Consider the following 25,216-nt stretch of genomic DNA (forward strand, 5'->3'; position numbering starts at 1 on the left):
GGCGAGCACAGTTCGCGTAAGCTTTCGGAAAAGCCGCACGAGCCGCCGACGCGTCACTGCAAACGCCGCCGGCGCCGCGTCTGGAACATTCATTGCGCACGGCCGTAGCACGCCGACGCGCACGCACAAGGAGCAGCGACATGGGACTTTTAGTGGACGGGAAATGGCAGGACCGCTGGTACGACACCCACTCGACCGGAGGCCGTTTCGTGCGCAAGGACGCGGCGTTCCGCAACTGGGTCACCGCCGACGGCTCGCCGGGTCCGAGCGGCAGCGGCGGCTTCGAAGCGCAAGCGGGACGCTACCACCTGTACGTGAGCCTCGCCTGCCCGTGGGCGCATCGCACCTTGATCATGCGGGCGCTCAAGGGCCTCGAAGCAATGATCGATGTCTCGGTCGTGCACTGGCTGATGTTGGAGAACGGCTGGACCTTCGCGGACGGCCCCGGCGTCGTGCCCGACAGCGTCAATCACGCAAAGCTGCTCCACCAGGTCTATACCGCCGCCGATCCTCACTACAGCGGCCGCGTCACGGTGCCGATCCTGTGGGACAAGCAGCGGGCCACGATCGTCAGCAACGAATCGTCGGAAATCATTCGCATGCTGAATTCGGCGTTCGACGGCATCGGCGCGAAACCCGGCGATTTTTATCCGGCGCCGTTGCGTCCGCAAATCGACGCGATCAATGCGCGCGTTTACGACACGCTGAACAATGGCGTCTACAAGGCCGGCTTTTCCACCACGCAGCAAGCCTACGAAGAAGCCGTTACACCGCTGTTCGAAACGCTCGACTGGCTCGAAGCGCAACTCGCGACACAGCGCTATCTGACCGGCGCGCAACTCACCGAAGCCGATATCCGGCTGTTCACAACACTGATCCGCTTCGACGCCGTGTATGTCGGCCACTTCAAGTGCAATCTGCGCCGCATCGCCGATTACCCGAATCTGTCCGCCTATACGCGCGACATCTACCAGTTGCCCGGCATTGCGAAGACCGTCGATTTCGCGCATATCAAACAGCATTACTACGAGAGCCATCGCGGCATCAACCCGACCGGCATCGTGCCGCTCGGCCCGGTTCAGGATTTCTCCGCGCCGCACGGCCGCCTAAGCGAGCGCGTTCACAGCGCGCCGTCCGACGTCGCCGCAGCCGCTTCGAAAATATCGCGCAGCCACTGCGCGAATACCCTCACCCGCGACGACAACTGACGGTTCTGCGGATACAGCACGGACACCGGCATGGGCGGCGGCGGAAAGTCCGCAAGGATGATTTTCAGCCGCCCCGCCGCCAGTTCGGCCGCCACCCGGTATTGCGGCACCTGCACGATGCCGAGCCCGGCGAGCGCCGAGCCGGTGTAGAGCTCGGTGCCGCTCACCGATACCGCCGACGGCAGGACCATCGCCACCTCGCGGCCCGCCACGCTGAATTCGAGCGGCACGGCCTTGCCGGTCGCACTCGACACGTAGTTGACCGCCCGATGCGTGGACAGCGCCGACGGCTCGGCCGGCTCGCCAAACGCGGCGAGATACGCCGGACTCGCGACCGTCACTTGCGCCAGTTGCGCGACGCGGCGCCCCACCATCGACGAATCCTGCAGATTGCCCGCGCGCAACACGCAGTCCACGCCTTCCCGCACCAGATCGACGAGCCGGTCGTCTTCGCCGATGCTCAGTTCGATGCCCGGAAAGCGCGCGAGAAACGCCGGCAGCGCGGGCACCACGAAATGCCGCGCCAGCGTGCCCTGCAAATTCACCCGCAACAGACCCTTCGGCGCGAGGTTCGAAAACGAGCCCTCGGCCTCCTCCATGTCGGCGATCAGACGCACACAGCGGCGGTAATACGCCTCGCCGTCGTGCGTGAGACGCACGGTGCGCGTGGTGCGTTCAAGCAGCCGCGCGCCGAGCCGCTGCTCCATGCGCTTCATCAGGTTGGTGACGGTGGCGCGCGGGATCTGCAGATCGTCCGAGGCGCGCGTGAAGCTTTGCCGCTCGGCGATCCGGATGAAAACCCGCATTTCCTCGAAACGATCCATGGTCGGTGCCTGTTGTTGCCTGTGTGTGGCGCCGGTAGGGAGGTCGGCACGGGCTATTGTTAAAGCAAATGGAATGGTAATACCAAGTCTACCCCGATTATCTAGGTGTCGAAAACGTCCATGATTTATCTCACCCACTCATCGGACTCAAGGAAGCGAATCGTGAACATGCTCAACAACGCTCGGGTCGCAATCGTCACCGGCGCGTCGCGCGGCATCGGCGCAGCGGTTGCTCAACGTCTGGCCAAGGACGGTTTCGCCGTTGCGGTCAATTACGCATCCAGCTCGGCCGAAGCCGATCGGCTCGTCGCCGAACTCACGGCGGCCAGCACCAAAGCCATCGCGGTGAAAGCCGACGTATCGAACGCGGACGACGTGCGCCGCCTGTTCGAACTCACTGAACAGCAGCTCGGCAAGGTGGACGTGCTGATCAACAACGCCGGCGTGCTCAAGACCGTGCCGCTCGCCGACACCAGCGACGCCCTCTTCGACCAGACCTTCGACATCAACGTGCGCGGCACCTTCAACACCTTGCGCGAAGCTGCGGCGCGCCTGAACGACGGCGGCCGCATCGTCAATTTTTCGAGCACCACGCTGGCGCTCAACATGCCGGGCTATGCGATCTACAACGCGACGAAAGCAGCGGTCGAGGCGTTCACGCATGTGTTCGCCAAGGAGCTGCGCGGCCGCGGCATCACCGTCAATGCCGTGGCGCCGGGTCCGATCGCGACGTCACTGTTTCTCGACGGCAAGACCGAAGAACAGATTCAGACTTTCGCGAAGATGCCGCCGCTGCAACGCCTCGGCCAGCCGGACGACATCGCGTCGGTGGTGGCGTTCCTCGCAGGTCCGGACGCGGGCTGGGTCAACGGCCAGATTCTGCGCGCCAACGGCGGCATTGCCTGACGCGCTCGATACGTTTTTTGTCTGGGCGGGCTCCGACGAGCCGCCCCACTCTCGTCGATCGGAGAAGAAAAACGCAGACGCAGATCATCTTCGCGACGGGCGCCGCTACGGGTATCGGCAAACTCAGCGCACAGTCTCTCGCCGAAGCCGGACACATCGGCTACGCGACGATGCGCGAGTTCGCGAAAGCGCAGGGCGTCCCGTTGCATCCGCTCGAACTCGGCATGTTCAATCAGCGTGCCTTCGGGCGAAGGCCCGCTTACACCGCCTTCGGATTGCGCTCCACGAATCCTTCCTGATGCCAGTATGGATACGCGGGACGCACGGCGCTCGCCTCGTCGAGCTTCGCCACCTGCTCGGGCGTCAGATTCCAACCCACCGCGCCGAGGTTCTGCCGCAACTGTTCCTCGTTGCGCGCGCCGATCAGCACCGTCGACACTGTCGGCCGCTGCAGCAGCCAGTTCAGCGCGATCTGCGGCACGGTCTTGCCGGTTTCCGCCGCGATCTCATCGATTGCATCGAGCACGCGGAACAGATATTCGTCCGGCACCGGCGGCCCCATGCCGGCAGTTTTATGCAGGCGGCTCGAATCGGGCAGCGGCTGGCCGCGCTTGATCTTGCCGGTGAGACGCCCCCAACCGAGCGGACTCCACACCACCGCGCCCACGCCCTGATCGATGCCGAGCGGCATCAACTCCCACTCGTAATCGCGGCCGACCAGCGAGTAGTAGGTCTGATTCGCGACATAGCGCGGATAGCCGTAGCGGTCCGCCACGTCCTGCGATTTCATCAGATGCCAGCCGGAAAAATTCGACACGCCGGTGTAGCGGATCTTGCCCGCGCGCACCAGATCGTCGAATGTGGACATGACTTCGGCGATCGGCGTTCTGGCGTCGAAGCCGTGCAACTGGAACAGATCGATGTAATCTGTCTGCAGGCGCTTGAGCGCCGAGTCCACGGCCCGGATCAGATGGAAACGCGACGAGCCGACGCTGTTCGGGCCGTCGTCGAAACGGAAGGTCGCCTTGGTCGAGATGATCGCCTTGTCGCGCTTACCTTTGAGCGCCTCGCCGAGCACCGACTCGGAAGCGCCGGTCGAATAGATGTCCGCGGTGTCGAACATGGTGACGCCAGCATCGAAGCAGATGTCGAGCAGACGCCGCGCTTCGGCGACGTCGGTCGCGCCCCACGCCTGGAAGAACTCGCCCTTGCCGCCGAACGTGCCCGTGCCGAAACTCAGTACCGGCACCTTGAAACCGGACGCACCCAGATGTCTGTATTCCATTGATGACTCCCCATGGCTTAGCCGTCGATAAGCGGACGTTCAGTCTACGCGCGTCAGAGCAATTGCGTCGGCCAGCGAGCAGGGATCGTGGCGGGTGCGAACGGGGTCCTTATCGTGAATGCGCCGTACCCGCTGCCCATGCGTTCAGCGCGTCACGCGCGGCTTGCGTCACGCTGCCCCAATCGCCGAGCGCCGGTTGTCTGAACAACCGGGCACGCGGATACCAGGGCGTATCCGTGCGCTCCAGCATCCACCGCCAGCAGGTGTCGAAACGGTTCAGAATCCAGACCGGTTTGTCGAGTGCGCCAGCCAGATGCGCGGTGGACGTGTCCACGGAAATCACCAGGCCGAGGTTCGCCACCAATGCCGCGGTGTCCGCGAAGTCGTCGAGTTCTTCTGTGTAGTCGATCACATGTTCGCCCCGCGCGGCGCTGTCGAGTTGCCGCGCCGCCGGTCCTTTTTGCAGGCTGAAGAACTGCACGTTCGGCACGTCGAGAAGCGGCGTGAGTTGCGCGAAAGCGATCGAACGGCGCGCATCGTTCTTGCGCAGTTCCGCGACATGCGGACGGTTTCCGCCGGCCCACACAAGTCCGACTTTGAGGCGCGCGTCTGCTTTTGCGTGAAGGCGGTCGCGCCATTGGCGAGCCGCTTCGGCGTCAGCGAAAAGATAGGGCGTTGCCGATGGAATGCTGTCGAGGCCGGTTCTGAATGCGAGCGGCAGACTCAGCAGCGGGCAGTGACAATCGAACGACGGCAGCGTTTGGCCGGCTTCGATCAACTGGTCCACACCGTCGAGCGTGGCCATGAGACGCATCAACTCGCGCGGCACTTCGAGCACGACCTTCGCGCCGAGTTTCGACACTTGCGCGGCATAGCGGCAGAACTGCAGCGTGTCGCCGAGACCCTGCTCCGCGTGCAACAGAATCGTCTTGCCGTCGATCGAAAAATCGCCCAGCCACAGCGGCTGCGCAAAACTGCGCCGGCTCGCCTTGATGCGGCTGCGCTCCCAGCGCCATTCATATTTCTGCCAGCCGGCTTCGAACTGTCCCATTTGCAGCAGGCACAGTGCTTCGTTCCAATGCGTTTCCGCAGCATCAGGATTCACGGCCAGTGCGCGTTCGTAACTCACGAGCGCGAGCGCGTGCTGGTTGAGATCGATCTGCGTGAGGCCGAGGTTGTTCCAGGCATCGGCGAATGCCGGCGACAACTCGAGTGCGCGACGGTAGCAGCGTTCCGCTTCCTCCGGCTGATTCAGGTCGCTGAACGCATTGCCGCGATTGCTCCACGCGTCGGGATAGTTCGGTTGCAGCGCCAGCGCGTGATCGCAGCTTGCGAGCGCATCGGCGGGACGGCCCAGATCGCGCAGCACGCACGCGCGATTGTTCCAGGCCTGCGCGAAATCCGGCGTCAGTGCAATCGCGCGATCGAAACTGCCGAGCGCATCGAGCGGGCGATTCAGACCGGCTTGCGCGTTGCCGCGGTTATTCAGGGCGTCGGGGAATTGCGGCTGTAAAGCCAGTGCGCGATCGGCGCTCGCGAGAGCTTCATCGAACCGCTGCAAGGCGTTCAACGCATAGGCGAGATTCGAATGAAGCGGCGCCTGTTTCGCATTGATGGCAAGCGCTTTTCTGAGCAACTCGACACCCTCTTGCAAGCGGCCCGCTTGCAGCGCCAACGCGCCGAGCAATTGCAGCGCGTCGAAATGACGGGGCTTGAGTTCGAGAATCTCGCGATAGAGTTCTTCGGCCTCGGCGAATGCGCCGTTCTGCTGAAGCGCGACGGCTTGCCGAAGCATATGGTCCAGCTGTTGCGGCAGATTGGCGGGCTTGCTCATGCGGAGAGCTTCGATCGAATGCGCGAGAAAATCGTGAGAGCTTTCGGGTTGCGGGCGCCGCAAGACCAGGCGCGCAGCGGACTCGAAAGAGCGAAGCCGATTATCGCCGAAAACCACGCATCCGGACGGCCGCGCGTCACGCCGCAACGTGACGCGCGTTCAACCGCTTACTGCGCGGTCGGCAGGTGCTTACGCTTGGCGAGATCCTGCGCCATGGCGTAGTGTTCCTGGATCGTCGGCAATGCCTTCTTCGCCGCATCCTTCAACTGCTCGTCGCGGCCCGACGCGATTTCCGCCTGGAATGCCGACAGCGCTTTCTGTTCGCCGGCGAGCGCGACCTGTTCGATATACGCCTTGTCGAAATCGGCGCCACGCAGATTGTTGATGCTCGCGAGCACGGCTGCGTCGGGATCGTTCTTCGGCACGTCGACGCCGCGTGGGCTTGCCGCGCGCAGTGCGTCGGAGATTTTCGCGTTGTCAGTGGAGACGCGCTCCGCGAAGGCCTTGACGTCGCGGTCGGTAGAGCGCGAGGTCGCGATGCGCGCGGCGTCGCGTTGCGTCGCGATGGCCTTGGTGCCGTCCGCGATGAACGTCTGGTCGGCGGCATGCAGACGGCCGGCGTCTGCCGCGGCCGCTGCCGGTGCCGCCGGCGTTGTTTGAGCGTTGGCCGCGCCGGCGACGACGAGCAGTCCAGCCATGCAGGCGCTGGTGATAGTGGCGAGAGGCAAGCGGATCATACGTTCTCCTTGGGGTGGAAGCGAAACGACGGCGATGCGTGTGCGCCTCAGGCGTCGGGCCGACTACGTGCTTTCCTTGCAGTCGGCTTGCGGGCCGCTGACGGCACCACGCTTTAATCGCTGTGAATTCTATGAGGCGCGCCGTGCGGCATGTGATACGACGCTGTCGCTTCTGTAACGGCAGGTAACCTTCATATCAATGCCTTGACAGGCCTGTATTGCGGCCAATGTGTTCGTGTCGCCTCGTCCTCGATATCGGTTGCGTGTTAACCAGAGGATGTGAGGAAAACCGTGCGGAATCGCTGAACTTTCCGTGCGCCGCGCCGATAACAGAAAGGTAGGGCGCGCGCCAGCATCGAACGACACGGTTGGATGGCGCATCACACGCACCGCAATCCTGGAGAGATTCGATGGCAGTAGAAAACCGCGCGAACGATGAACGCAGCAATCTGACGAGTTCCAACAAGTTCGAGTTGTTGCTGTACCGCCTGGGCTCGGTGCCCGGTAGCGACGCGCACGAGCTTTATGGCATCAACGTCTTCAAGGTGCGGGAAATCTCGACGATGCCGACGGTTACGCCGATCGCCGGTTCGTCGCCGTTCGTGATGGGCGCGGTGGATATTCGCGGCCAGATCATTCCCGTAATCGACTTGCCGCGACTGATGGGGTGTGAGCCCACGCGCGGGCTGAATATTTTGCTGGTGACGGAGTTTGCGCGATCGACCCAGGCGTTTGCGGTTGAAGAGGTCGACGATATCGTGCGGCTGGAGTGGAATCAGGTGTTGTCCGCCGAAGGTGCGGCTGGGGGCAACCTGGTTACCAGCATTGCGCGGATCGATGGGAATACCGGGGATTCACGCTTGGCGCAAGTGATCGATGTCGAGCAGGTTTTGCGGGATGTGTTTCCGTCACAGCATCCTAGTGTGGATCCGACTTCAGTTGGAGATGCGTTGGGGATTCCGCAGGGAGCGAAGATTCTTGCTGCGGATGATTCCGGGTTTGCCCGGAAGCTTATTGAGCAGGCTTTGAGTGCTATTGGCGCGGATTATGTGATGACCAAGACCGGGGAAGAGGCTTGGGATACCTTGCAGCAGGTCGCGCGTGAGGCGCAGGCTAATGGGACTCGTGTCAAGGATAGCATTGCGCTTGTTTTGACAGATCTTGAGATGCCTGAGATGGATGGGTTTATGCTCACGCGGCAGATCAAGGCTGATGAGCGGATGAGGGATATTCCAGTCATTATTCATTCTTCTCTTACTGGTGCTGCGAATGAGGCGCATGTGAAGAATGCTGGGGCTAACGGGTATGTGGCGAAGTTTGCTGCGGCGGAGTTGGCGGATGCTATTCGGAATGCGGTTGGGGTTGTGGGGTGTGGGGTTGCGGCTTGAGTGAGCTTTTTTGTCTGTTTTCCTAAGTTTTTTGGCCTTTCCTTGAGTTCTTTTTGGTCTATTGGCGTTGCCCCTGTGCGGGGCGGCACCTACTTTCTTTGCCTGCCGCAAAGAAAGTAGGCAAAGAAAGCGGCTTTACACCGCCAGCCCATAAGCGGGTCCCCCGCGCAGCCGCGGTAGTGGTGCATCTGGAATCTGTGCTCTCGCACATTCCGCCTCGGTGACAAGGGCGTCATTCTTCCGGCGGCGCTGCGCGCGCCGATGCGGTCGTTCAGCGCGCGGCGGCGTTCGGTGCGCGGGTGAGTGCGATCGAGTATGTTATTCGGCTCGTTTGGATGCCCATTGTGTTCAACATCTTTGGGGCGTGGAACGCCGCGAGTTTCGCTCGTTGCTTCCGCGTTCCAATGTCTAGTAACGCGAGTACTTCCGCGGCTATCGCGTACAGTATGCCGACGTTGCCGTCCTCGATTTTTATCGCGAGGCCCAGCGCGCCTTGCGCCCCCGCCTTCTTTGTCTGCTCCGATGCACGGACGCCTATCGCGTAGCTTCCGTCCGCGCCAACCTTGCCGACCAGCGCGCCGTCGAAAGCCCGCATCAGTTGCGTGCAGAAACGCCCCTCGCCCGCTACCCACTCAGGATGCGTTGTCATCGCGCGATAGATTCGGGCGAGCGCCGTCGTGCGCGCTGTGACGGACTGTACGTTCGACTATACGTCGTCTTGTGCGGCGGCCAGTTTCGCAAACAGGCGTGCAAGGCGATCGAGCGGAAAAGCCGGTGTCGGTAGATTGCAGCCGTCTGTCGCCCATTGCACCGCTTCGTCGGGTAAATCGCAGACGTCTGCGACCGTATGTTTGACTCGCACCTGCATCGGGTGATCGGGTCGTTCGTACCCCTCCATCGATGCGCCGATCGATTGCGCGCCGGCCAGCATGCCCGCGTGTTTGCCGGAGCAGTTGCTGCATACGCCGCCCGGTTTGAAGTCGCGTTTGATCCAGTCAATGTAGACGGCGTCGGATAACGGCGGATGGCCGCCGCAGCGCAAATCGGCTTCGCTCGCCTGCGCCTTGGCCAGCATCTGTCGTGTCCGTTCGATATGGCGCGCTTCGCTACTATGCGAGCCGCACATCAGCGCAAGGTCGGCTTCGTCGAAACCGAAACGCTCCAGTGCGCCGGTCTCCAACACCGCCAACGCTTGCGCAGGCTTCGCCGCGGAACGCGCCAGCGTCACGCGTGACGGATCGCCGAATGACGCCAATACGCGGCCGCTCGCATCGACCACCGCGACGTGCGCCACATGCGTGTTCTCAATCGAAGCGCCACGGTAGACAGTGGCCGCAATCGGCCCGGTATCGCGCGTGCTCATGCTGGTTCTCCTCGTCATCGATCGAATCACTGGGACTGCATTGAATCATGAATTACGCGGGCGATTCCACTTTCGTCGCGCGCGCGGTGGTTCTCATGCGGTATCGAGCGTGTCGTGAAGATGCTCGACGAGGTAGTCGATCAATGCCCTCACCTTCGGCGGCAGAAAACGATTTGGTGGATACAGCAGCCACACCGAGCCCACGTAGGCGCGCGCTTCGAGATTCCAGTCGGGCAGCACCTGCACGAGTTCGCCGCTCTGCAGCGATTCGACGGCTGCAAATTCCGGTACACACGCTATGCCGAAGTCCTGCAGCGCGGCTTCGAGTCGCGCGCCGGCATGATTGGCAATGTAGCGACCCTTCACGTCGACGCTTTGTGTCTCCGTGCCGCGACGAAAGCGCCAGCGGTTGTCGTCGGCGGTCTCGCCCAGGTAAATGCAGGCGTGCTTCTGCAGATCGCGTGGCTGCGCCGGTGTGCCTCGCTCACGCAAATACGCCGGCGTCGCCACCAGCAGCCAGCGCACCGCGCCCAACCGGCGCCCCGCGAGTCCCTGCGGCGGATGCTCGGTCAGGCGGATCACCAGATCGACATCGTCGGCGAGCGGGTCGACGTCGTGATCGGTGAACAGGAGTTGCAGATCCACTTCGTCAAAAGCGCGCAAGAAGCCGGCAATCAGCGGGTGGATCACCGACCTCGCGAACTGGGTCGGCGCGCTCACGCTCACCTTGCCTTGCGGCCTGCCCGCCAATTGCCCGGCGGCGTCGACCGCGCCCGACGCGGCGCTCACCATGTCGCGACAGAATCGCACCACCTGAGCGCCCGATTCCGTCACCCGCACCGTGCGCGTGGAACGCTCCAGCAACCGGCTTGCCAGCGCGTCTTCGAGCCGCTTGATCTGACGGCTGACCGTGGACGGCGTGCTGCCGAGTTGCCGCGCCGCCACCGAGAAGTTGCCGGCGTCGACGACGCGTGCAAAAACCGCCATGTCCGGCAGCAAGGCGAAAAGCTCGCTTGGGGTCATCGTTCCGGGTCCGTGAGTGTGGTCATGCATTGATGCGTTTTCGACACAAATGCTATGCGCCGAGACCCGATTATCACGCGTGGCGCAAAGTTCGACAATACGATCTTATTAGCTCGAGGTCGTCCATGTCGAAACAAGAACGCCTGCTCATGTTGTCCGATCTGATGCTGCTCGCCGTCGCCGTCGTGTGGGGCACCAGTTACGGCGTCGTCAAAAGCGCACTGGTGTTTTATCCGGTGCTCGGTTTGCTCGCGCTGCGCTTCGGTATCACTTTCGTGATCCTGTCGCCTGCCCTGCGCCACCTGCGCGCGGCCGACGCCCGCACACTGCGCGGCGTGCTGGTCGCCGGCGCGCTGCTGCTCGGCATCTTTCTGTGCGAAACCTTCGGCATCCTGATGACGCGTGCGGCCAACGCCGCGTTTCTGATCAGCTTGTGCGTGGTGTTGACGCCGCTCGTCGAATGGTTGCTGCTCAAGCGCAAGCCGAGCCGCATCGAATGGCTGGCGGTGGCGCTTTCGCTGCTGGGCGCGTGGCTGCTCGCCGGCGACGGTGAACTGAGCCTCAATCCCGGCGACGCGCTGATTCTGCTTGCGGCGCTGTTGCGCGCGTTGACGGTGTGTGTGACCAAACGCGTGATGCGCGATACGGCGCTGCCGGCGCTGTCGGTGACAGCGGTTCAGTCTGGCGTGGTGGCATTCGGCAGCGCCGCGGCCGCCTGGCTGTTCGCGCCGCAGCAGTGGCAACCCGTGCCCTCGGTTGCGGATCATGCGGCGTTCTGGGGCTATGTCGGCTATCTGGTGATCGCGTGCACGCTGTTCGCGTTCTTCGCGCAGAACTTCGCGATCAAGCGCAGCAGCCCGACGCGCGTCTCGCTGCTGATGGGCAGCGAACCGGCGTTCGGGGCATTGTTTGCCTGCATCTGGTTGGGCGAGCGAATTTCGGTGACCGCGTGGGTCGGCGGGGCATTGATCGTCGCGGCATCGATTCTGGCGACGGTGCGATGGACCGCGCTGCGCGTGAGCGCCGCGCAGGCCTGAAGCAGGGTGTTGCGTCGGTCAACGGCTCGGCGCCAGATCCTCTTCGCGCTCCAGCGAGCGCGTGCGTCTGAGTTCCGGGAAGAAGCGCATCCAGAGCAAGGCGACCGCGATGGTCGCCACGCCGCCCACCAGCACGGCCGGTTGCGCGCCCCACCACCCCGCCGTCACGCCGGATTCAAATTCGCCCAATTGATTCGACGTCCCGATGAAAAGCGAGTTGACCGCACTGACGCGTCCCAGCATTTCTTCCGGTGTGCGCAGTTGCACGAGCGAAAGACGCACGACCACGCTGATGGTGTCGGAGGCGCCGAGCACCATCAGCGCGACGAGCGACGCGAGAAATTGATGCGATAGACCGAATACGACCGTGGCCGCGCCGAACGCGATCACGCCGCCGAACATCGCCGCGCCCGGCCGGTTGCGCAGCGGGAAATGCGCGAGCCAGATAGTGCCCGCGAGTGCGCCGATGGCGGTGCCCGAACGCAGCAGGCCGAGTCCGAGCGGCCCCGTGTGCAGGATATCGCGCGCGAAGATCGGCAACAGCGCGGTCGCACCGCCGAACAGCACGGCGAACAGATCGAGCGACAACGCGCCGAGAATCACCGGTTCGCGACGAATGAAGGCAATGCCCGAGAACACCGATTCGAGCGTGACGGGTGCGCGGTTTGCCGGCTTCGCCTGTAGCGAGATGCCCGACACGGCTGCGGCCGCAGCCGCGAATGACAGCGTACAGGCGAGATAGGCCGCGCCGGGGCCGATGCCGTAGAGCAGACCACCCAACGCCGGGCCCGCGATCTGCGCAGTCTGATTCGCCGAAGTGGCCCATGCCGTCGCTTTGGGCAACTGCCCGCGCGGCACGACGCCCGGCAATAGCGAAGCGACCGCGGGCGATTCGAAGGCGCGCGCCGCGCCGACGCATGCGGCCAGCACATAAATCATGGGTGCGCTGATCCAGCCGCCGAAGGTGCCGACAGCGAATAAAAACGCAGCGACGCTTTCGAGGCTTTGGCAGATGGCCGCGATACGGCGGCGGTCGTAACGGTCGGCGACCTGGCCGACGACGAGCGTCAGCACGAACATCGGCAGAAATTGCGCGAGGCCGACGAGGCCGAGTGCGAAGGCGCTATGCGTGAGCGCGTAAATGTGCCAACCCATTGCCACCGCAAGCATCTGGAACGACAGCGACGAGAGGATGCGAGTGCACCAGAAACGTTGAAAGGCGGGGTGTTTCGGCAAACTAACGGATGAAGAGCCGGGCGGTTCGGCGGGCGCTGGAGGCATGGTGTTCGTGCTGTTGACTGGGCGGGCTTGGACGGCCGCCAGTTTAGAGCAAGATGATTTGTTTTGGTTTACGGCCTCGCGCGGCGCGCGGCGCCGGCAGCGACAAAACGGCTCGGTGCCTTCAGGCGAGAACCGGCGGACGCGCCCGGGTGAATCGGGATTCGACGAGCAGATACGAGAGGCCGCCGAGCGCCGCCGTCACCACGACGCCGGCCGCTACCGCGACCAGATACGCAAGCCGGATGTCCGCGAAATTGCGTTGCGCCAGCAGCGCAATGGCGGGATAAAAAGGCACGTGCCAGATGTACAGGCTATAGCTCGCGCGCCCTATTGAGGCAAGCGGCTTGAATTCCAGCGCTCGCACGATCGGCGAACGCGGAGAGGAATGGATGACCCGGTAAATCATCAATGCGACTGACACGGCTAGCAGCGTATATCCGAACGTCTGAAGCCACGCCAGGGTTTTGAACGGGACATTTGAACATGCCAACGCAATCCAGATCGCCATGAACATCGCCGCACCGAGTACGCCTGCCGCTGCGGACTGCCTGGAACGAAGGTGGGAAGGCACGAGCGCGAGCAGGCAGCCTACTGCAATCGAGTCGATCCGGCAAAGCGTGAAAGTATAGATGCCGTTATCGGAAATTCCGGCAAAATGGCACGCCACTCTGAACGATATCGCCACCAGCAGGAGCGCCAAGGCCGGGCGAAAGTACGAATGGAAACGGGCGACGAGAATCGGGAAGACAATATAGAAATGCCATTCCACGGCCAGCGTCCAGAAATGCGCCATGGTGAAATGTTGATCGGCCAGCGCGACCCGATCGCCGAACAGCGACTGCAGACTGGCCGTGAATGTCCATAGCAGGTACTCGTTTTTCAACACCTTGCTATGCGGGTCGATCAGCAGCGCGACAAGCGTGAATATCAGCAAGCTCGCGACGTAGGCCGGCAGCAACCGGATGGCCCGGCGTTGGATGAATTTTGCGTAGGACGCGACTGAATTGACGGGCCGCTTTAGTAGCGTCGTGGTGATGAGAAAGCCCGAGATCACGAAAAACACGTCCACGCCTATCCAGCCGGTCGACGCGATACGCACGATGCCGGACCATGCGCCACCCGACTCCGAGAGGCTGCTGGAAAAATAGCTCGTGTAGTGGAATAGAACGACCAGCATCATCGAAATGGCTCGGAGTCCATCGAGGCCGGTCACGTAGCGCAAAGAGCTTGCGTCTCGGATGCTATGTGTCTCCATCCGCGCATTCTACAGATTACAGAATCTTTGCGGCGGCGAGATGCCAGAAAGGCTGGCGAGAAAACAAAAAGCCGTTGAATCCTTACGGATTCAACGGCTTATCATTCGTTCCTGGCGGAGAGACGGGGATTCGAACCCCGGATAGGTTATTAACCTATACACGCTTTCCAGGCGTGCGACTTAAACCGCTCATCCATCTCTCCGGCGGGGAGCCGAATTATAGCAAACTTCGCGCGCCGCGCCATACCCATGCGCGAACCGGCCTAAGGATGCCGGATATAGTCCACCAGCGCCCGCGTGTAAGCGTCCGGTTTCCGGTCGATCAGGCTCACGCCGATCGCCACCAGAAACCCCGCCGGCACGCCGAATACGCCTGAGCTGATCGGCTCGATCCCGAACCACCGCGCGCCGGCGAAACCCGTCATCTGCGTGAAGAACGGGTACGTGGAGACAATGTAATAGATGCACACCACCAGCCCCGCCACCATGCCCGCCACCGCGCCGAGCCGCGTGGTGCGCTTCCAGAACACGCCGAGCACCAGCACCGGAAACAGACTCGAAGCCGCCAGCGAAAACGCCGCGCCCACCAGAAACAGAATGTTCCCCGTATTCAGCGACGCCACATACGACGCGAACAGCGCCACCCCCAGCAACAGAATCTTCGAGATCGTCACGCGCCGCTGACTCGACGCATTCGGATCGACCATGTGGTAGTACACATCGTGCGACAAGGCATTGGCGATGGTGAGCAGCAAACCGTCCGCGGTGGAGAGCGCCGCGGCCAGCGCGCCCGCCGCGATCAGCCCCGACATCACATACGGCAGCCCCGCAACCTCCGGCGCGGCAAGCACGACCATGTCGGGCTGCATCTGAATCTCGCTCCAGCGCACGATGCCGTCGCCGTTCGTATCGGCAAGGCTGATCAGGCTCGGCTCCACCTTGCGCCATTGCATGAGCCACTGCGGCAAGTCGGAGAAGTGATGGCCGACCAGGCTGGTCAATATCTCGTACTTGATCAGCACCGCCAACACCGGCACCGTCAGATAGAACAGCGCGACGAAGAACAGCGTCCATCCGACGGAGCGTCGCGCCGAGGCCACCGAGGTCGTCGTGTTATAGCGCGTCAGAATATGCGGCAAGCTCGCCGTGCCGAGCGACAGGCACAGCAGCAGCGAAAGAAAATTGCGTTCATGAATGCGCCGGTCTTCATCACTCACGGCGGGGAACGGCTCATGCATCGGCACCGGCGCGGCCGCGCGCATCAGCATTTCATCGCGTCGCTGGGCCCAGACGATCTGCGCGGCGGCGGCGTCGCGTGGAAACTGTTCGAGCGACCGCTCGCGCTCCTTGATCTCGCGCAGCGGGCCGTTATGACGGCGTAGATCGGCGACTTCCTGCGTGAGACGCAGTTTCTCGTCGACGAACGATTGCGGCAAGGTGTCGAGCCGCATCTGCATCAACGCGGCACGGCGGCGATAATCGTCGCGCACGGTCTGCTCGAGCGGCGCGTCGCGCACCTGCTTCTCGAGGCCTTCGACACGCACCATCAAGCGGCCGTAGTTGAATTGCGGCACCCAGCCGAGGCCGTCCTTGTGCGCGATCATCGACACGGGAATCAGGATCGCCGCGATCAGGATGACGTACTGCGCGACCTGCGTCCACGTCACGGCGCGCATGCCGCCAAGAAACGAACACACCAGAATGCCCGCCAGTCCGCAGAAGATGCCGACGGCGAAATCCACGCCGATAAAGCGCGTCGCAATCAGGCCGACGCCCTGGATCTGCGCGACCAGATAAACGAACGAACATAGAATCGCCGCCAGCGCGGCAAGGCCGCGCACGGCGTTGCTCGAAAACCGCGTGCCGAGAAAATCGGGAATCGTGTAGCGCGCGAGCTTGCGCACATACGGCGCGAGCAGGAACGCGACGAGACAATAGCCGCCGGTCCAACCCATCAGATAAGCGAGACCGTCATATCCGGTCGCATAGATCGACCCGGCAAGGCCGATGAACGAGGCTGCTGAAAGCCAGTCGGCCGCTGTCGCCATGCCGTTGAAGACGGACGGCACGCGCCGCCCGGCCACGTAGTATTCGACCAGATCGGACGTGCGCGACAGCAGGCCGATCACCGCATAGACCGCGATCGGCACGAACAGGAACACATAGCCGATCCACACGCCGGGGCCGGTGGTGCGCTCGATGCGCCACATCACATAGATGAAAAGCAGGAAGCCGAGCGTGTAAAGGGCGTAGGAGCTGATCAGCCGGTTCGTGAGCTTCATCGGCTCAGTTTCCGCGCGCGACCGAAGCGTCGGTGCCGACGCTAGCGCTGGCGCTGGCATCCGCGTCAAAGGCGCGTTTCAACTGGCGGTCGGCGCGCTGCATCAGCACGATATACACGACGATGAGCGCGAGATAGATCAGGATCGCACCCTGCGCGCCGAAGTAGAACGGCAACCTGAAGCCGCCGACCCGCACCTGCGCGAGAGCGGGCGCCATCAGCGGCAACACGAACGACACGATGAAGCCCAAGGTCATCAACGTCGCAATCAATGCGAGGTTGAAGCGCCAATACTTTTGATGCGCGCGCGCCATCGCTGCCGAGACCGCGGGCGGTTCAGGCAGGGGATTGAGCGTGGCATGAGAGGAGTGGTGCGGCGCGGCCATGCGCCTATGTATCAAAAAGCCACCGGCCAGGCAATCGGGATTGTCCGCCCAGTGGCTTCAACAACGCGGCTTCATGACCAGCAATCTGCGTGGGACCAAGGGTATGCCGTCGACAAACCCTTGCCCTTCACACAGACCCATACAAGCTTAAAGCGACTCGCCCAGTTGATCGAGAATCGCCGGGTTCTCCAGCGTCGATACGTCTTGCGTGATTTCCTCGCCCTTTGCGAGCGAGCGCAACAGGCGGCGCATGATCTTGCCCGAACGTGTCTTCGGCAGGTTCTCGCCGAAGCGGATGTCCTTCGGCTTGGCGATCGGACCGATCTCCTTGCCAACCCAGTTGCGCAGTTCGTTGGCGAGTTTCACCGCTTCCTCGCCATCCGGACGCGCGCGCTTCAGCACGACGAACGCGCACACGGCTTCCCCGGTCGTTGCATCGGGGCGCCCCACCACAGCGGCTTCCGCGACGAGCGGGTTCGACACCAGCGCCGACTCGATCTCCATCGTGCCGAGCCGGTGGCCCGACACGTTGAGCACGTCGTCGATACGGCCCATGATCGTGAAGTAGCCCGTATCTTTGTCACGCACCGCGCCGTCGCCCGCAAGATACAGCTTGCCGCCGAGTTCCTCGGGGAAGTAGCTCTTCTTGTAGCGGTCCGGGTCGCCCCACACGTTGCGCAACATGGACGGCCACGGGCGCTTCACCACCAGAATGCCGCCCTGCCCGTCCGGCACGTCCTGGCCGGTTTCGTCGACGACCGCGGCCATGATGCCCGGCAGCGGCAAGGTGCATGAACCCGGCACCAGGGGTGTCGCGCCCGGCAGCGGCGTGATCATGTGGCCGCCGGTTTCAGTTTGCCACCACGTATCGACGATCGGACAACGGCTACCGCCGACGTTCTCGTAATACCAGATCCACGCTTCCGGGTTGATCGGCTCGCCGACCGTGCCGATGATGCGCAACGTGGACAGGTCGTAGCTCTTCGGATGCACTTTCTCGTCAGCGTCAGCGGCCTTGATCAGCGAGCGGATCGCGGTCGGCGCCGTGTAGAACAGCGAGACCTTATGCCTCGCAATCATGTCCCAGAAGCGGCCGGCGTTCGGATAGGTCGGCACGCCTTCGAACACGACCTGCGTGCCGCCGAGCGTCAAGGGACCATACGTGATGTAACTATGGCCGGTGATCCAGCCGATGTCAGCAGTACACCAGAACACATCGGACGCCTTCCAGTCGAAGGTCCACTTCAGCGTCTGCGCGGCCCACAGCAGATAACCGCCGGTGCTGTGCTGCACGCCCTTCGGCTTGCCCGTCGAACCGGACGTGTACAGGATGAACAACGGATGCTCGGCGCCGACCCATTCGGGCGCGCATTGATCCGATTCAGCCTGCGTGAGTTCGTGCATCCACAGATCGCGGCCTTCGTTCCATGCGACCTTGCCGCCGGTGCGCTGATAGACGATCACGCTCGTGACTGCTTCGCAACCGCCCATTGCCAGCGCTTCGTCGGCGATGTTCTTCAGCGGCAAGGCTTTGCCGCCGCGCATCTGTTCGTCGGAGGTGACGAGCGCGACCGCGCCCACGTCCACCAGCCGTTCGTTGAGCGACTTCGACGAGAAGCCGCCGAACACCACCGAATGCGTCGCACCGATCCGCGCGCATGCCTGCATCGCGACAATGCCTTCGATCGACATCGGCATATAGATCACCACGCGGTCGCCCTTCTTCACGCCGCGCTTCTTCAGCGCGTTCGCGAAGCGCGATACACGCTGCAGCAGATCCTGATACGTGACGTTGGTAACGGTGCCGTCGTCGGCTTCGAAAATGATTGCGACGCGCTCGCCGTTGCCGGCCTCGACGTGACGGTCGATGCTGTTATACGACGCGTTGATCTGGCCGTCCTCGAACCACGTGTAGAACGGCGCGTTCGATTCGTCGAGCACTTTGGTGAAGGGCGTATTCCAGCTTAGCGTCTCGCGAGCGAGGCGTCCCCAGAAACCTTCGTAATCGCGTTCCGCCTCGGCGGCCAACGCGCGGTACGCGTCCATGCCGGAGATCGCGGCACCTGCCGCTGCTTCAGCGGAGGGAGGGAAAACACGGCGTTCGTGAAGAACCGATTCAATCGCTGACATCGACAACCCCTTGGTGAAGATGAAACGTAAAACCTGTGCCGGCGCGCCGGTTGCGCGCCCTCTGTCTTGTTGACGCCGCAACGAGCGGCGCTGTCTCCAACCCTCGCGCGCCGATCACCGATCATTGCGCCACGGTGCATCCGTCTGCATGTAACACTCATGCGGCACCGCAGCATGAGTGCATGTCAGACGACGTTCCGCCCTCACGCTCAAACATAAGCGCTGCAACTTACCAGCCACTTACGCGCAACGCGCCGGATAGCCAGCGAAAACCCTAACGCCGCTCCTGTGACTCCAGCGTCGAATGATGAATGCAGCGCGAAGCAACGCATGCTACGCGTTCCACGACAATCATGTACCCGAGCCCGCGCATAGACCCGCCGCGGACGAACACGCCGCATGCCGTGACGCCGTGCGAGCGTCGCATACCCGTGACGCGCCTTTACGCTGGCTCGCACGGCCTCTTACAATGCTAACTGAACTAGCCGTCCGGATTCCAGCTTGAATCGTTACTCCCTGCTTCTCATCACCTCGATGCTGCTGGTCGGCAGCAATGTCGGAATCGGTAAATCGATCGTCGAGTTCCTCCCCGTCCCTCTGTTCGCGCTACTGCGCTTCGTGATCGCGATAGTCGTGCTGTGGCCGCTTCTGCGCGTGTCCAGACTGCGCCGCGTGAAGCGTGACGAGTGGTTCAACCTTTTCCTGCAGGCCCTGTTCGGCACCTTCGGGTTTACGCTGCTGATGCTCGGCGGCGTGCAACGCACGAGCGCGCTCGCGGCCGGCGTCATCATGAGCACGATCCCCGCGGTGGTCGCGCTGCTCGCGTGGCTCATCCTCAAAGAGCGTCCGAACGGTCGGGCGCTTGCGTCGATCGCACTGGCGATCGTCGGCGTGGTTGTCATCAATCTCGCGCACGTGGATCGGAGTTCGGGCGGCGAGACGTCGTTCGCGGGCAACCTGATGGTGCTCGGCGCGGTGTGCTGCGAATCGCTTTACATCATCCTGTCACGACGTCTCACGCAAACGCTCGCACCGATCGACATCTGCGCGTACACGCATCTCTTCGGCCTTCTGCTGATGCTGCCGCTCGGCGCGAGCGCGCTGCTCGACTTCGACTATCGCGCTGTGCCGCTCAGCGTCTGGACGCTGGTGCTGTGGTACGGACTGTCGGCGAGCATCTTTTCGTTCTGGTTGTGGATGAAGGGCATCCGTCATGTGCCGGGCAGTCTCGCGGGCGTGTTCAGCGCCGTGCTGCCCGTGGCGGCCGCGATCTACGGCATCGCGTTTCTCGGCGAGCGGCCCACCTTGGCGCACGGCATCGCGCTTGCCTGCGTGGTCACGGGGATCGGGCTGGCGAGCCTGAAGGCCAGACGGGTGCCGCCCGTGGTGTCGTGACTGTTTAAGGCGCGGCCGCCAGCCCTCGGCCGCCGTCCGCAAGGTACTCGGTCAAGCGCGCCGCCTGTCGCAGCGCCGCCATCCTGCCCGCCGCAACGCAGCAAATTCACCCGGCGCTGTACAATAGCGCGCCTGATGCGAGCTTGTCCGGTCTTCTCCGGCCGTGGGTCGCGCCGTCCACTCCGTGGTTTGCGCGCCTGGTCCGCCGCGCACAGGCCGCGTATAGGCCGCGTGTTTGTCATGTATGTGCCGCATACCGTGCATGCCGCGCCGGCGCATTTAGTCCGCGCATTTAGTCCATGTTCCGTCACCTGCGTTTCGTCTGACTCTTGCCCATGACCGCTCCGCGATCCGACTTCGCCCATCAGCGCCGCCCGATGCGCCCGATCCCTTCCATCATCTTCATGAGCCGCTGGCTGCAGTTGCCGCTCTATCTGGGCCTGATCGTGGCCCAGGCCGTCTACGTCGTGCTGTTCCTCAAGGAAGTCTGGCATCTCGTCACGGCTTCCATGACGCTCGACGAAACCAACATCATGCTCGTCGTGCTCGGCCTGATCGACGTGGTCATGATCTCGAACCTGCTGATCATGGTGATCATCGGGGGATATGAAACGTTCGTGTCGCGCCTCGGCGTCGAGGGTCATCCAGACGAACCGGAATGGCTCGATCACGTGAACGCCGGCGTCCTCAAAGTCAAATTGTCGATGGCGCTGATCAGCATTTCGTCCATCCATCTGCTGAAGACCTTCATCAGCCCGGACCAGAATTCGACGCATACGATCATGTGGCGAGTGATCATCCACGTCGCATTCCTTGTGTCTGCGCTCGTAATGGCGCTGGTCGACCGCCTCACCACGCACACGCATCCAAAGCATTTCGAAGAGCCCGCCGTCTTGCACGCCGTGGGCTCCGCTAAAGGTTCCACTCCCCTGAAGGCGCGCGACTGACAACAAGCGCCACCGTCCCCACTGAGCTAGCCATGACCGTCATCAAACAGGAAGATCTGATTCAGAGCATTGCTGATTCGCTTCAGTACATCAGCTATTACCATCCGCTCGACTACATCCAGGCGCTCGGCCGCGCCTACGAGCTCGAACAGAGCCCCGCCGCGAAAGACGCCATCGCGCAGATTCTCACCAACAGCCGCATGTGCGCCGAAGGCAAGCGCCCGATCTGCCAGGACACCGGCATCGTCACGGTGTTCGTGAAGGTCGGCATGGACGTGCGTTGGGACGGCGCGACGATGGGCGTCACCGACATGATCAACGAAGGCGTGCGCCGCGGTTACCTGAACCCGGACAACGTGCTGCGCGCGTCGATCGTGAGCCCGCCGGAAGGTGGCCGCAAGAACACGAAAGACAACACGCCGGCCGTGATCCACTACGAGATCGTGCCGGGCAATACCGTCGACGTGCAGGTCGCGGCCAAGGGCGGCGGCTCGGAAAACAAGTCGAAGTTCGCGATGCTGAATCCGTCGGATTCGATCGTCGACTGGATTCTCAAGACCGTGCCGACCATGGGCGCGGGCTGGTGCCCGCCGGGCATGCTCGGCATCGGCATCGGCGGCACTGCTGAGAAAGCGATGGTGATGGCGAAAGAATCACTGATGGACCCGATCGACATTCAGGACGTGATCGCACGCGGCCCCAAGGACTGGATCGAAGAGTTGCGTGTTGAACTGCACGAGAAGGTCAACGCGCTCGGGATCGGCGCGCAAGGTCTCGGCGGCCTCGCCACCGTACTCGACGTGAAGATCATGGCCGCGCCGACGCACGCCGCGTCCAAGCCGGTCGCGATCATCCCGAACTGCGCGGCTACGCGTCACGCGCACTTCACGCTGGATGGTTCGGGCGTTGCCAAGCTCGAAGCGCCGTCGCTCGACGCATGGCCGAAGGTGCAGTGGGAACCGGACACCGAGAAGAGCAAGCGCGTCGATCTGAACACGCTGACGCCTGAAGAAGTCGCTGCGTGGACGCCGGGCCAGACGTTGCTGCTGTCGGGCAAGATGCTGACGGGCCGCGACGCCGCTCACAAGCGCATCGCCGACATGCTCGCGAAGGGCGAGAAGCTGCCGGTCGACTTCACGAACCGCGTGATTTATTACGTCGGCCCGGTCGATCCGGTGCGCGACGAAGCCGTCGGTCCCGCAGGCCCGACCACGGCAACGCGCATGGACAAGTTCACCGAGACGATGCTGTCGCAAACCGGCCTGATCTCGATGATCGGCAAGGCGGAACGCGGTCCGGTCGCCATCGAGGCGATCAAGAAGCACAAGGCCGCGTATCTGATGGCGGTGGGTGGCGCGGCGTACCTCGTGTCGAAAGCGATTCGCAGCGCGAAGGTTCTCGCGTTCGAAGACCTCGGCATGGAAGCGATCTACGAGTTCGACGTGCAGGACATGCCGGTGACCGTGGCCGTCGATTCGAACGGCACTTCCGTTCATCAAACCGGGCCGAAGGAATGGCAAGCAAAGATCGGCAAGATTCCGGTCGCGACGGTTTGAACTATTGACATCCGCTGAATAATTCAAAGCCGGGGCCTCAAACCCCGGCTTTTTTATGATGAAATGAGAACGGTACGCATCACGCGAAAAACCCTCTGAAATCAGGCGAAAATCTGATTTTTTGCCTTGGCTTTTTGCGTTTCGCCGTTTATTGTTCTGGGAAATTCAAAGCCCCTATAAGGACACACCATGCAAGGCGACAAGAAGGTCATCGAATATCTCAACTCGCAGTTGAAGAACGAACTGACCGCCATCAATCAGTACTTCCTGCATGCGCGGATGTATAAGCACTGGGGTCTCGAGAAACTCGGCAAGCACGAATACGACGAATCGATCGGTGAAATGAAGCACGCCGACTGGCTCATCGAACGCATTTTCATGCTCGACGGTCTGCCGAATCTGCAAGACCTGCACAAATTGCTGATCGGTGAGGAAACGAAAGAAATCCTCGAATGCGATTTGAAGCTCGAACAGATTTCGCAGAGCACCTGTAAAGAAGCTATCGCGTATTGCGAAACGGTGCGCGATTTCATCTCCCGTGAAATCTTCACGAAGATTCTCGACGACACCGAAGAACATATCGACTGGCTCGAAACGCAAATCGACCTGATCGACAAGATCGGCATCCAGAACTACCAGCAATCCGCAATGGGCTCGGTCGAGTCGTGATCGGCCCACGCCGCACCCACCCGCGCGCCGTTCATGGCTCAGTTTATTTGCGATGATCCACGCCGCGCGGGCGATATACTTGCGCACCGTCCCGTTTTTCCGAGTGTCCCTTGAGCGCCGTGCCGCACGCGTCCTCGCCGTCTATGCCCGCAGAATCCTCCACCGCGAATACAGGAATGTTCACGTCTGGCGCCGGAACGCGCACACCGGTCGGCATTTTCGATTCGGGGCTGGGTGGTCTGTCGGTGTTGCGGGCGGTCCGGGCACAACTGCCTGACGAAGCGATCCTGTATGTCGCCGACTCGCTCTACGCCCCCTACGGCGAGCGCGACGACGACTTCATCGCCGACCGCACGCTCGCGATCGGCGAATGGCTCGTCAAGCAAGGCGCGAAAGCGCTGGTGGTTGCCTGCAATACCGCCACCGCGCAGTCGATCGCGCTGGTTCGCGAAAAGCTGCCTATTCCTTTGGTCGGCGTCGAACCTGGCGTCAAACCCGCGGCGCTGCAATCGAAAACCCGTGTCGCCGGCGTCCTCGCCACACAAGTGACGCTGCGCAGCGCCCGCTTTCAGGCGCTGCTCGAACGCTACGCGGCGGATTGCCGCTTTCTCTGCCAGCCGGGCCACGGGCTCGTGCAGGCCGTGGAACGCTGCGACGTCGGCTCCGCGGAATTGCGTGCGCTGCTGCGCGGCTACCTGCAGCCGATGCTCGACGCTGGCGCGGACACGCTGGTGCTCGGCTGCACGCACTACCCGTTTCTCGATGCGGCGATTCGCGATATCGTCGGCGACCGGCTGATGCTGATCGACACGAGCGTCGCCATTGCGCGGCAGCTCGAACGCGTGCTCGACCAGCATGGTTTGCGCGCGGCGCCGCAAAGTGCGGCCACCGTTCTGCCCCGTTTTTTTTCCACGGGCGACGGCACACATCAGCAGCAATTGGCCGCTACCCTGCTGCATATCGACGCCACGGTCGAACAGGTGTCGATTCCCTCGCGCCGCACGGCAGCGCCTGATTCCCAAGCCGCATAACTGCCGCCCAAGCGCGTTTTTTCGGGGCACCGAGCGGCTTTTCGACGGCTTTTAGGCCATTTCGCGCGCCGCCCGCCAACAACGCGCGTCACCGCTCCATAGACGAAACCCTTCTAAGAGTCTGGTTTTGTTACAAAAAATCACGCAGGACGCTTGCCAAACGGCCCAAACAAAATGATAATAATTCGCATTAACGTTAGCTATGACGCCTGCCATGATTGTCTGTGTCTGCAAGTCTGTTTCTGACCGAAAGATCCGTGCTTCGATCGAGGAAGGCATGGATTCGTTCGACGAGCTCCAGTTCGAGCTCGGCGTCGCATCCTGCTGTGGCAAGTGCGCCGATTCCGTGCGCGACGTCATGATGAAAAGCGGCGTCTGTGCGAGCCGCTGTGGTTTCGAGCATCACCCGCAAGCTGTACCGCTGACGTTTTACGAACGCAAAGCGGCCTAAGCCAGCCATTAAGGCGCGGCTCGCTCCGCGCCTCGGGCGCCTCGCGCCCAATGCCGTTCTCGCTGTTCCAGCGTTATCCCACTGCCGTCAGCAAGCCAGTATTCGTACCAGCCAGCTACCCGCTCACCCGTCACAGGAGTTCGAGATGGAATTGCTGATTGGTTTCGTGACTACTTTGTTCATTTCGCTGCTGATTTTTCGAACATGACGATGTCCTGTCTGACGCGCT

21 protein-coding genes, 1 tRNA gene and 1 pseudogene are annotated in these 25,216 nt (G+C 62.4%); 11 read left to right on the top strand and 12 right to left on the bottom strand.

The features are described from left to right. Window positions 1–140: 140 nt before the first annotated feature. Complete coding sequence (locus B0G71_RS13600) at window positions 141–1,208, top strand: glutathione S-transferase family protein (protein WP_258875590.1); 1,068 nt, start codon at window positions 141–143, stop codon at window positions 1,206–1,208. Here B0G71_RS13600 and B0G71_RS13605 read toward each other — a convergent pair. Continuing rightward, window positions 1,121–2,032: a LysR family transcriptional regulator gene (locus tag B0G71_RS13605; RefSeq protein ID WP_116142396.1), complete on the bottom strand. Its 912-nt coding sequence runs from the start codon at window positions 2,030–2,032 to the stop codon at window positions 1,121–1,123. The two genes, B0G71_RS13600 and B0G71_RS13605, sit on opposite strands and share 88 nt — an antisense overlap. A gap of 168 nt (window positions 2,033–2,200) precedes the next feature. Between B0G71_RS13605 and B0G71_RS13610 the strand changes: the two genes are divergently transcribed. Both B0G71_RS13610 and B0G71_RS13615 read left to right on the top strand, forming a co-directional pair. Then, window positions 2,201–2,938 carry an SDR family oxidoreductase gene (locus B0G71_RS13610; protein WP_404935468.1) on the top strand — a complete coding sequence of 246 codons (738 nt, stop codon included), beginning with the start codon at window positions 2,201–2,203 and terminating at the stop codon, window positions 2,936–2,938. A 17-nt stretch (window positions 2,939–2,955) separates the two neighbouring features. Then, the gene (locus B0G71_RS13615) at window positions 2,956–3,237 is read left to right on the top strand and encodes a hypothetical protein (RefSeq protein ID WP_116142397.1); all 282 of its coding nucleotides are present in this window, start codon (window positions 2,956–2,958) and stop codon (window positions 3,235–3,237) included. Here B0G71_RS13615 and B0G71_RS13620 read toward each other — a convergent pair. The 3 genes from B0G71_RS13620 to B0G71_RS13630 form a co-directional block, all read right to left on the bottom strand. Further along, window positions 3,198–4,223 carry an aldo/keto reductase gene (locus tag B0G71_RS13620; RefSeq protein WP_116142398.1) on the bottom strand — a complete coding sequence of 342 codons (1,026 nt, stop codon included), beginning with the start codon at window positions 4,221–4,223 and terminating at the stop codon, window positions 3,198–3,200. The genes B0G71_RS13615 and B0G71_RS13620 overlap by 40 nt on opposite strands. Window positions 4,224–4,332: 109 nt before the next feature. Further along, complete coding sequence (locus B0G71_RS13625) at window positions 4,333–6,057, bottom strand: tetratricopeptide repeat protein (protein WP_116148587.1); 1,725 nt, start codon at window positions 6,055–6,057, stop codon at window positions 4,333–4,335. A 167-nt stretch (window positions 6,058–6,224) separates the two neighbouring features. After that, entirely contained in the window at window positions 6,225–6,794 is a 570-nt protein-coding gene (locus B0G71_RS13630) for a DUF4142 domain-containing protein (RefSeq protein WP_106285008.1), read from the bottom strand. A 410-nt stretch (window positions 6,795–7,204) separates the two neighbouring features. On the opposite strand from B0G71_RS13630, the gene B0G71_RS13635 reads away from it, so the two are divergent. Next, window positions 7,205–8,182, top strand: a complete 978-nt coding sequence (locus B0G71_RS13635; RefSeq protein WP_116142399.1) for a chemotaxis protein — start codon at window positions 7,205–7,207, stop codon at window positions 8,180–8,182. A gap of 271 nt (window positions 8,183–8,453) precedes the next feature. Here the strand turns inward: B0G71_RS13635 and B0G71_RS13645 are convergent. Both B0G71_RS13645 and B0G71_RS13650 read right to left on the bottom strand, forming a co-directional pair. Continuing rightward, window positions 8,454–9,545, bottom strand: a pseudogene (locus B0G71_RS13645) (asparaginase). A 93-nt stretch (window positions 9,546–9,638) separates the two neighbouring features. Beyond that, window positions 9,639–10,568, bottom strand: a complete 930-nt coding sequence (locus tag B0G71_RS13650; RefSeq protein WP_116142400.1) for a LysR family transcriptional regulator — start codon at window positions 10,566–10,568, stop codon at window positions 9,639–9,641. 125 nt (window positions 10,569–10,693) lie between these two features. Here B0G71_RS13650 and B0G71_RS13655 point away from each other — a divergent pair, with 125 nt between their 5' ends. Further along, on the top strand, window positions 10,694–11,605 hold the full coding sequence (locus B0G71_RS13655) for a DMT family transporter (RefSeq protein WP_116142401.1): 912 nt from the start codon (window positions 10,694–10,696) through the stop codon (window positions 11,603–11,605). Window positions 11,606–11,623: 18 nt separating this feature from the next. On the opposite strand, the gene B0G71_RS13660 is transcribed toward B0G71_RS13655, so the two are convergent. The 6 genes from B0G71_RS13660 to acs all read right to left on the bottom strand — a co-directional run bounded on the left by B0G71_RS13660 (window position 11,624) and on the right by acs (window position 18,938). After that, window positions 11,624–12,886: an MFS transporter gene (locus B0G71_RS13660; RefSeq protein WP_116142402.1), complete on the bottom strand. Its 1,263-nt coding sequence runs from the start codon at window positions 12,884–12,886 to the stop codon at window positions 11,624–11,626. A 121-nt stretch (window positions 12,887–13,007) separates the two neighbouring features. Continuing rightward, window positions 13,008–14,141, bottom strand: coding sequence for an acyltransferase (locus B0G71_RS13665; RefSeq protein ID WP_116142403.1), 1,134 nt, complete (start codon window positions 14,139–14,141; stop codon window positions 13,008–13,010). Between the two features lie 112 nt (window positions 14,142–14,253). Further along, window positions 14,254–14,344: transfer RNA gene (locus B0G71_RS13670), tRNA-Ser, on the bottom strand. A gap of 60 nt (window positions 14,345–14,404) precedes the next feature. Next, complete coding sequence (locus tag B0G71_RS13675) at window positions 14,405–16,423, bottom strand: sodium:solute symporter family protein (protein WP_116142404.1); 2,019 nt, start codon at window positions 16,421–16,423, stop codon at window positions 14,405–14,407. A gap of 4 nt (window positions 16,424–16,427) precedes the next feature. Further along, window positions 16,428–16,808 carry a DUF4212 domain-containing protein gene (locus tag B0G71_RS13680; protein ID WP_181916770.1) on the bottom strand — a complete coding sequence of 127 codons (381 nt, stop codon included), beginning with the start codon at window positions 16,806–16,808 and terminating at the stop codon, window positions 16,428–16,430. Between the two features lie 147 nt (window positions 16,809–16,955). Then, complete coding sequence (gene acs / locus B0G71_RS13685) at window positions 16,956–18,938, bottom strand: acetate--CoA ligase (RefSeq protein WP_116142406.1); 1,983 nt, start codon at window positions 18,936–18,938, stop codon at window positions 16,956–16,958. Between the two features lie 501 nt (window positions 18,939–19,439). Between acs and B0G71_RS13690 the strand changes: the two genes are divergently transcribed. The 6 genes from B0G71_RS13690 to B0G71_RS13715 all read left to right on the top strand — a co-directional run bounded on the left by B0G71_RS13690 (window position 19,440) and on the right by B0G71_RS13715 (window position 24,987). Continuing rightward, complete coding sequence (locus B0G71_RS13690) at window positions 19,440–20,333, top strand: DMT family transporter (protein WP_116142407.1); 894 nt, start codon at window positions 19,440–19,442, stop codon at window positions 20,331–20,333. A gap of 377 nt (window positions 20,334–20,710) precedes the next feature. Then, on the top strand, window positions 20,711–21,280 hold the full coding sequence (locus tag B0G71_RS13695) for a TIGR00645 family protein (protein ID WP_220377345.1): 570 nt from the start codon (window positions 20,711–20,713) through the stop codon (window positions 21,278–21,280). Between the two features lie 32 nt (window positions 21,281–21,312). After that, a complete protein-coding gene (locus B0G71_RS13700) occupies window positions 21,313–22,836 on the top strand; it encodes a fumarate hydratase (RefSeq protein ID WP_116142409.1) in 1,524 nt (507 codons plus the stop codon). Between the two features lie 189 nt (window positions 22,837–23,025). After that, window positions 23,026–23,505 carry a bacterioferritin gene (bfr, locus tag B0G71_RS13705; RefSeq protein WP_012432443.1) on the top strand — a complete coding sequence of 160 codons (480 nt, stop codon included), beginning with the start codon at window positions 23,026–23,028 and terminating at the stop codon, window positions 23,503–23,505. Window positions 23,506–23,681: 176 nt separating this feature from the next. Next, window positions 23,682–24,536: a glutamate racemase gene (gene murI, locus B0G71_RS13710; RefSeq protein ID WP_258875592.1), complete on the top strand. Its 855-nt coding sequence runs from the start codon at window positions 23,682–23,684 to the stop codon at window positions 24,534–24,536. 214 nt (window positions 24,537–24,750) lie between these two features. Next, window positions 24,751–24,987 (top strand): bacterioferritin-associated ferredoxin, encoded by a 237-nt coding sequence (locus B0G71_RS13715; RefSeq protein WP_012432441.1) that lies wholly within the window; start codon window positions 24,751–24,753, stop codon window positions 24,985–24,987. Window positions 24,988–25,216: the final 229 nt, after the last annotated feature.

Source organism: Paraburkholderia sp. BL27I4N3 (genome assembly GCF_003386115.1).
Lineage (GTDB): Bacteria > Pseudomonadota > Gammaproteobacteria > Burkholderiales > Burkholderiaceae > Paraburkholderia.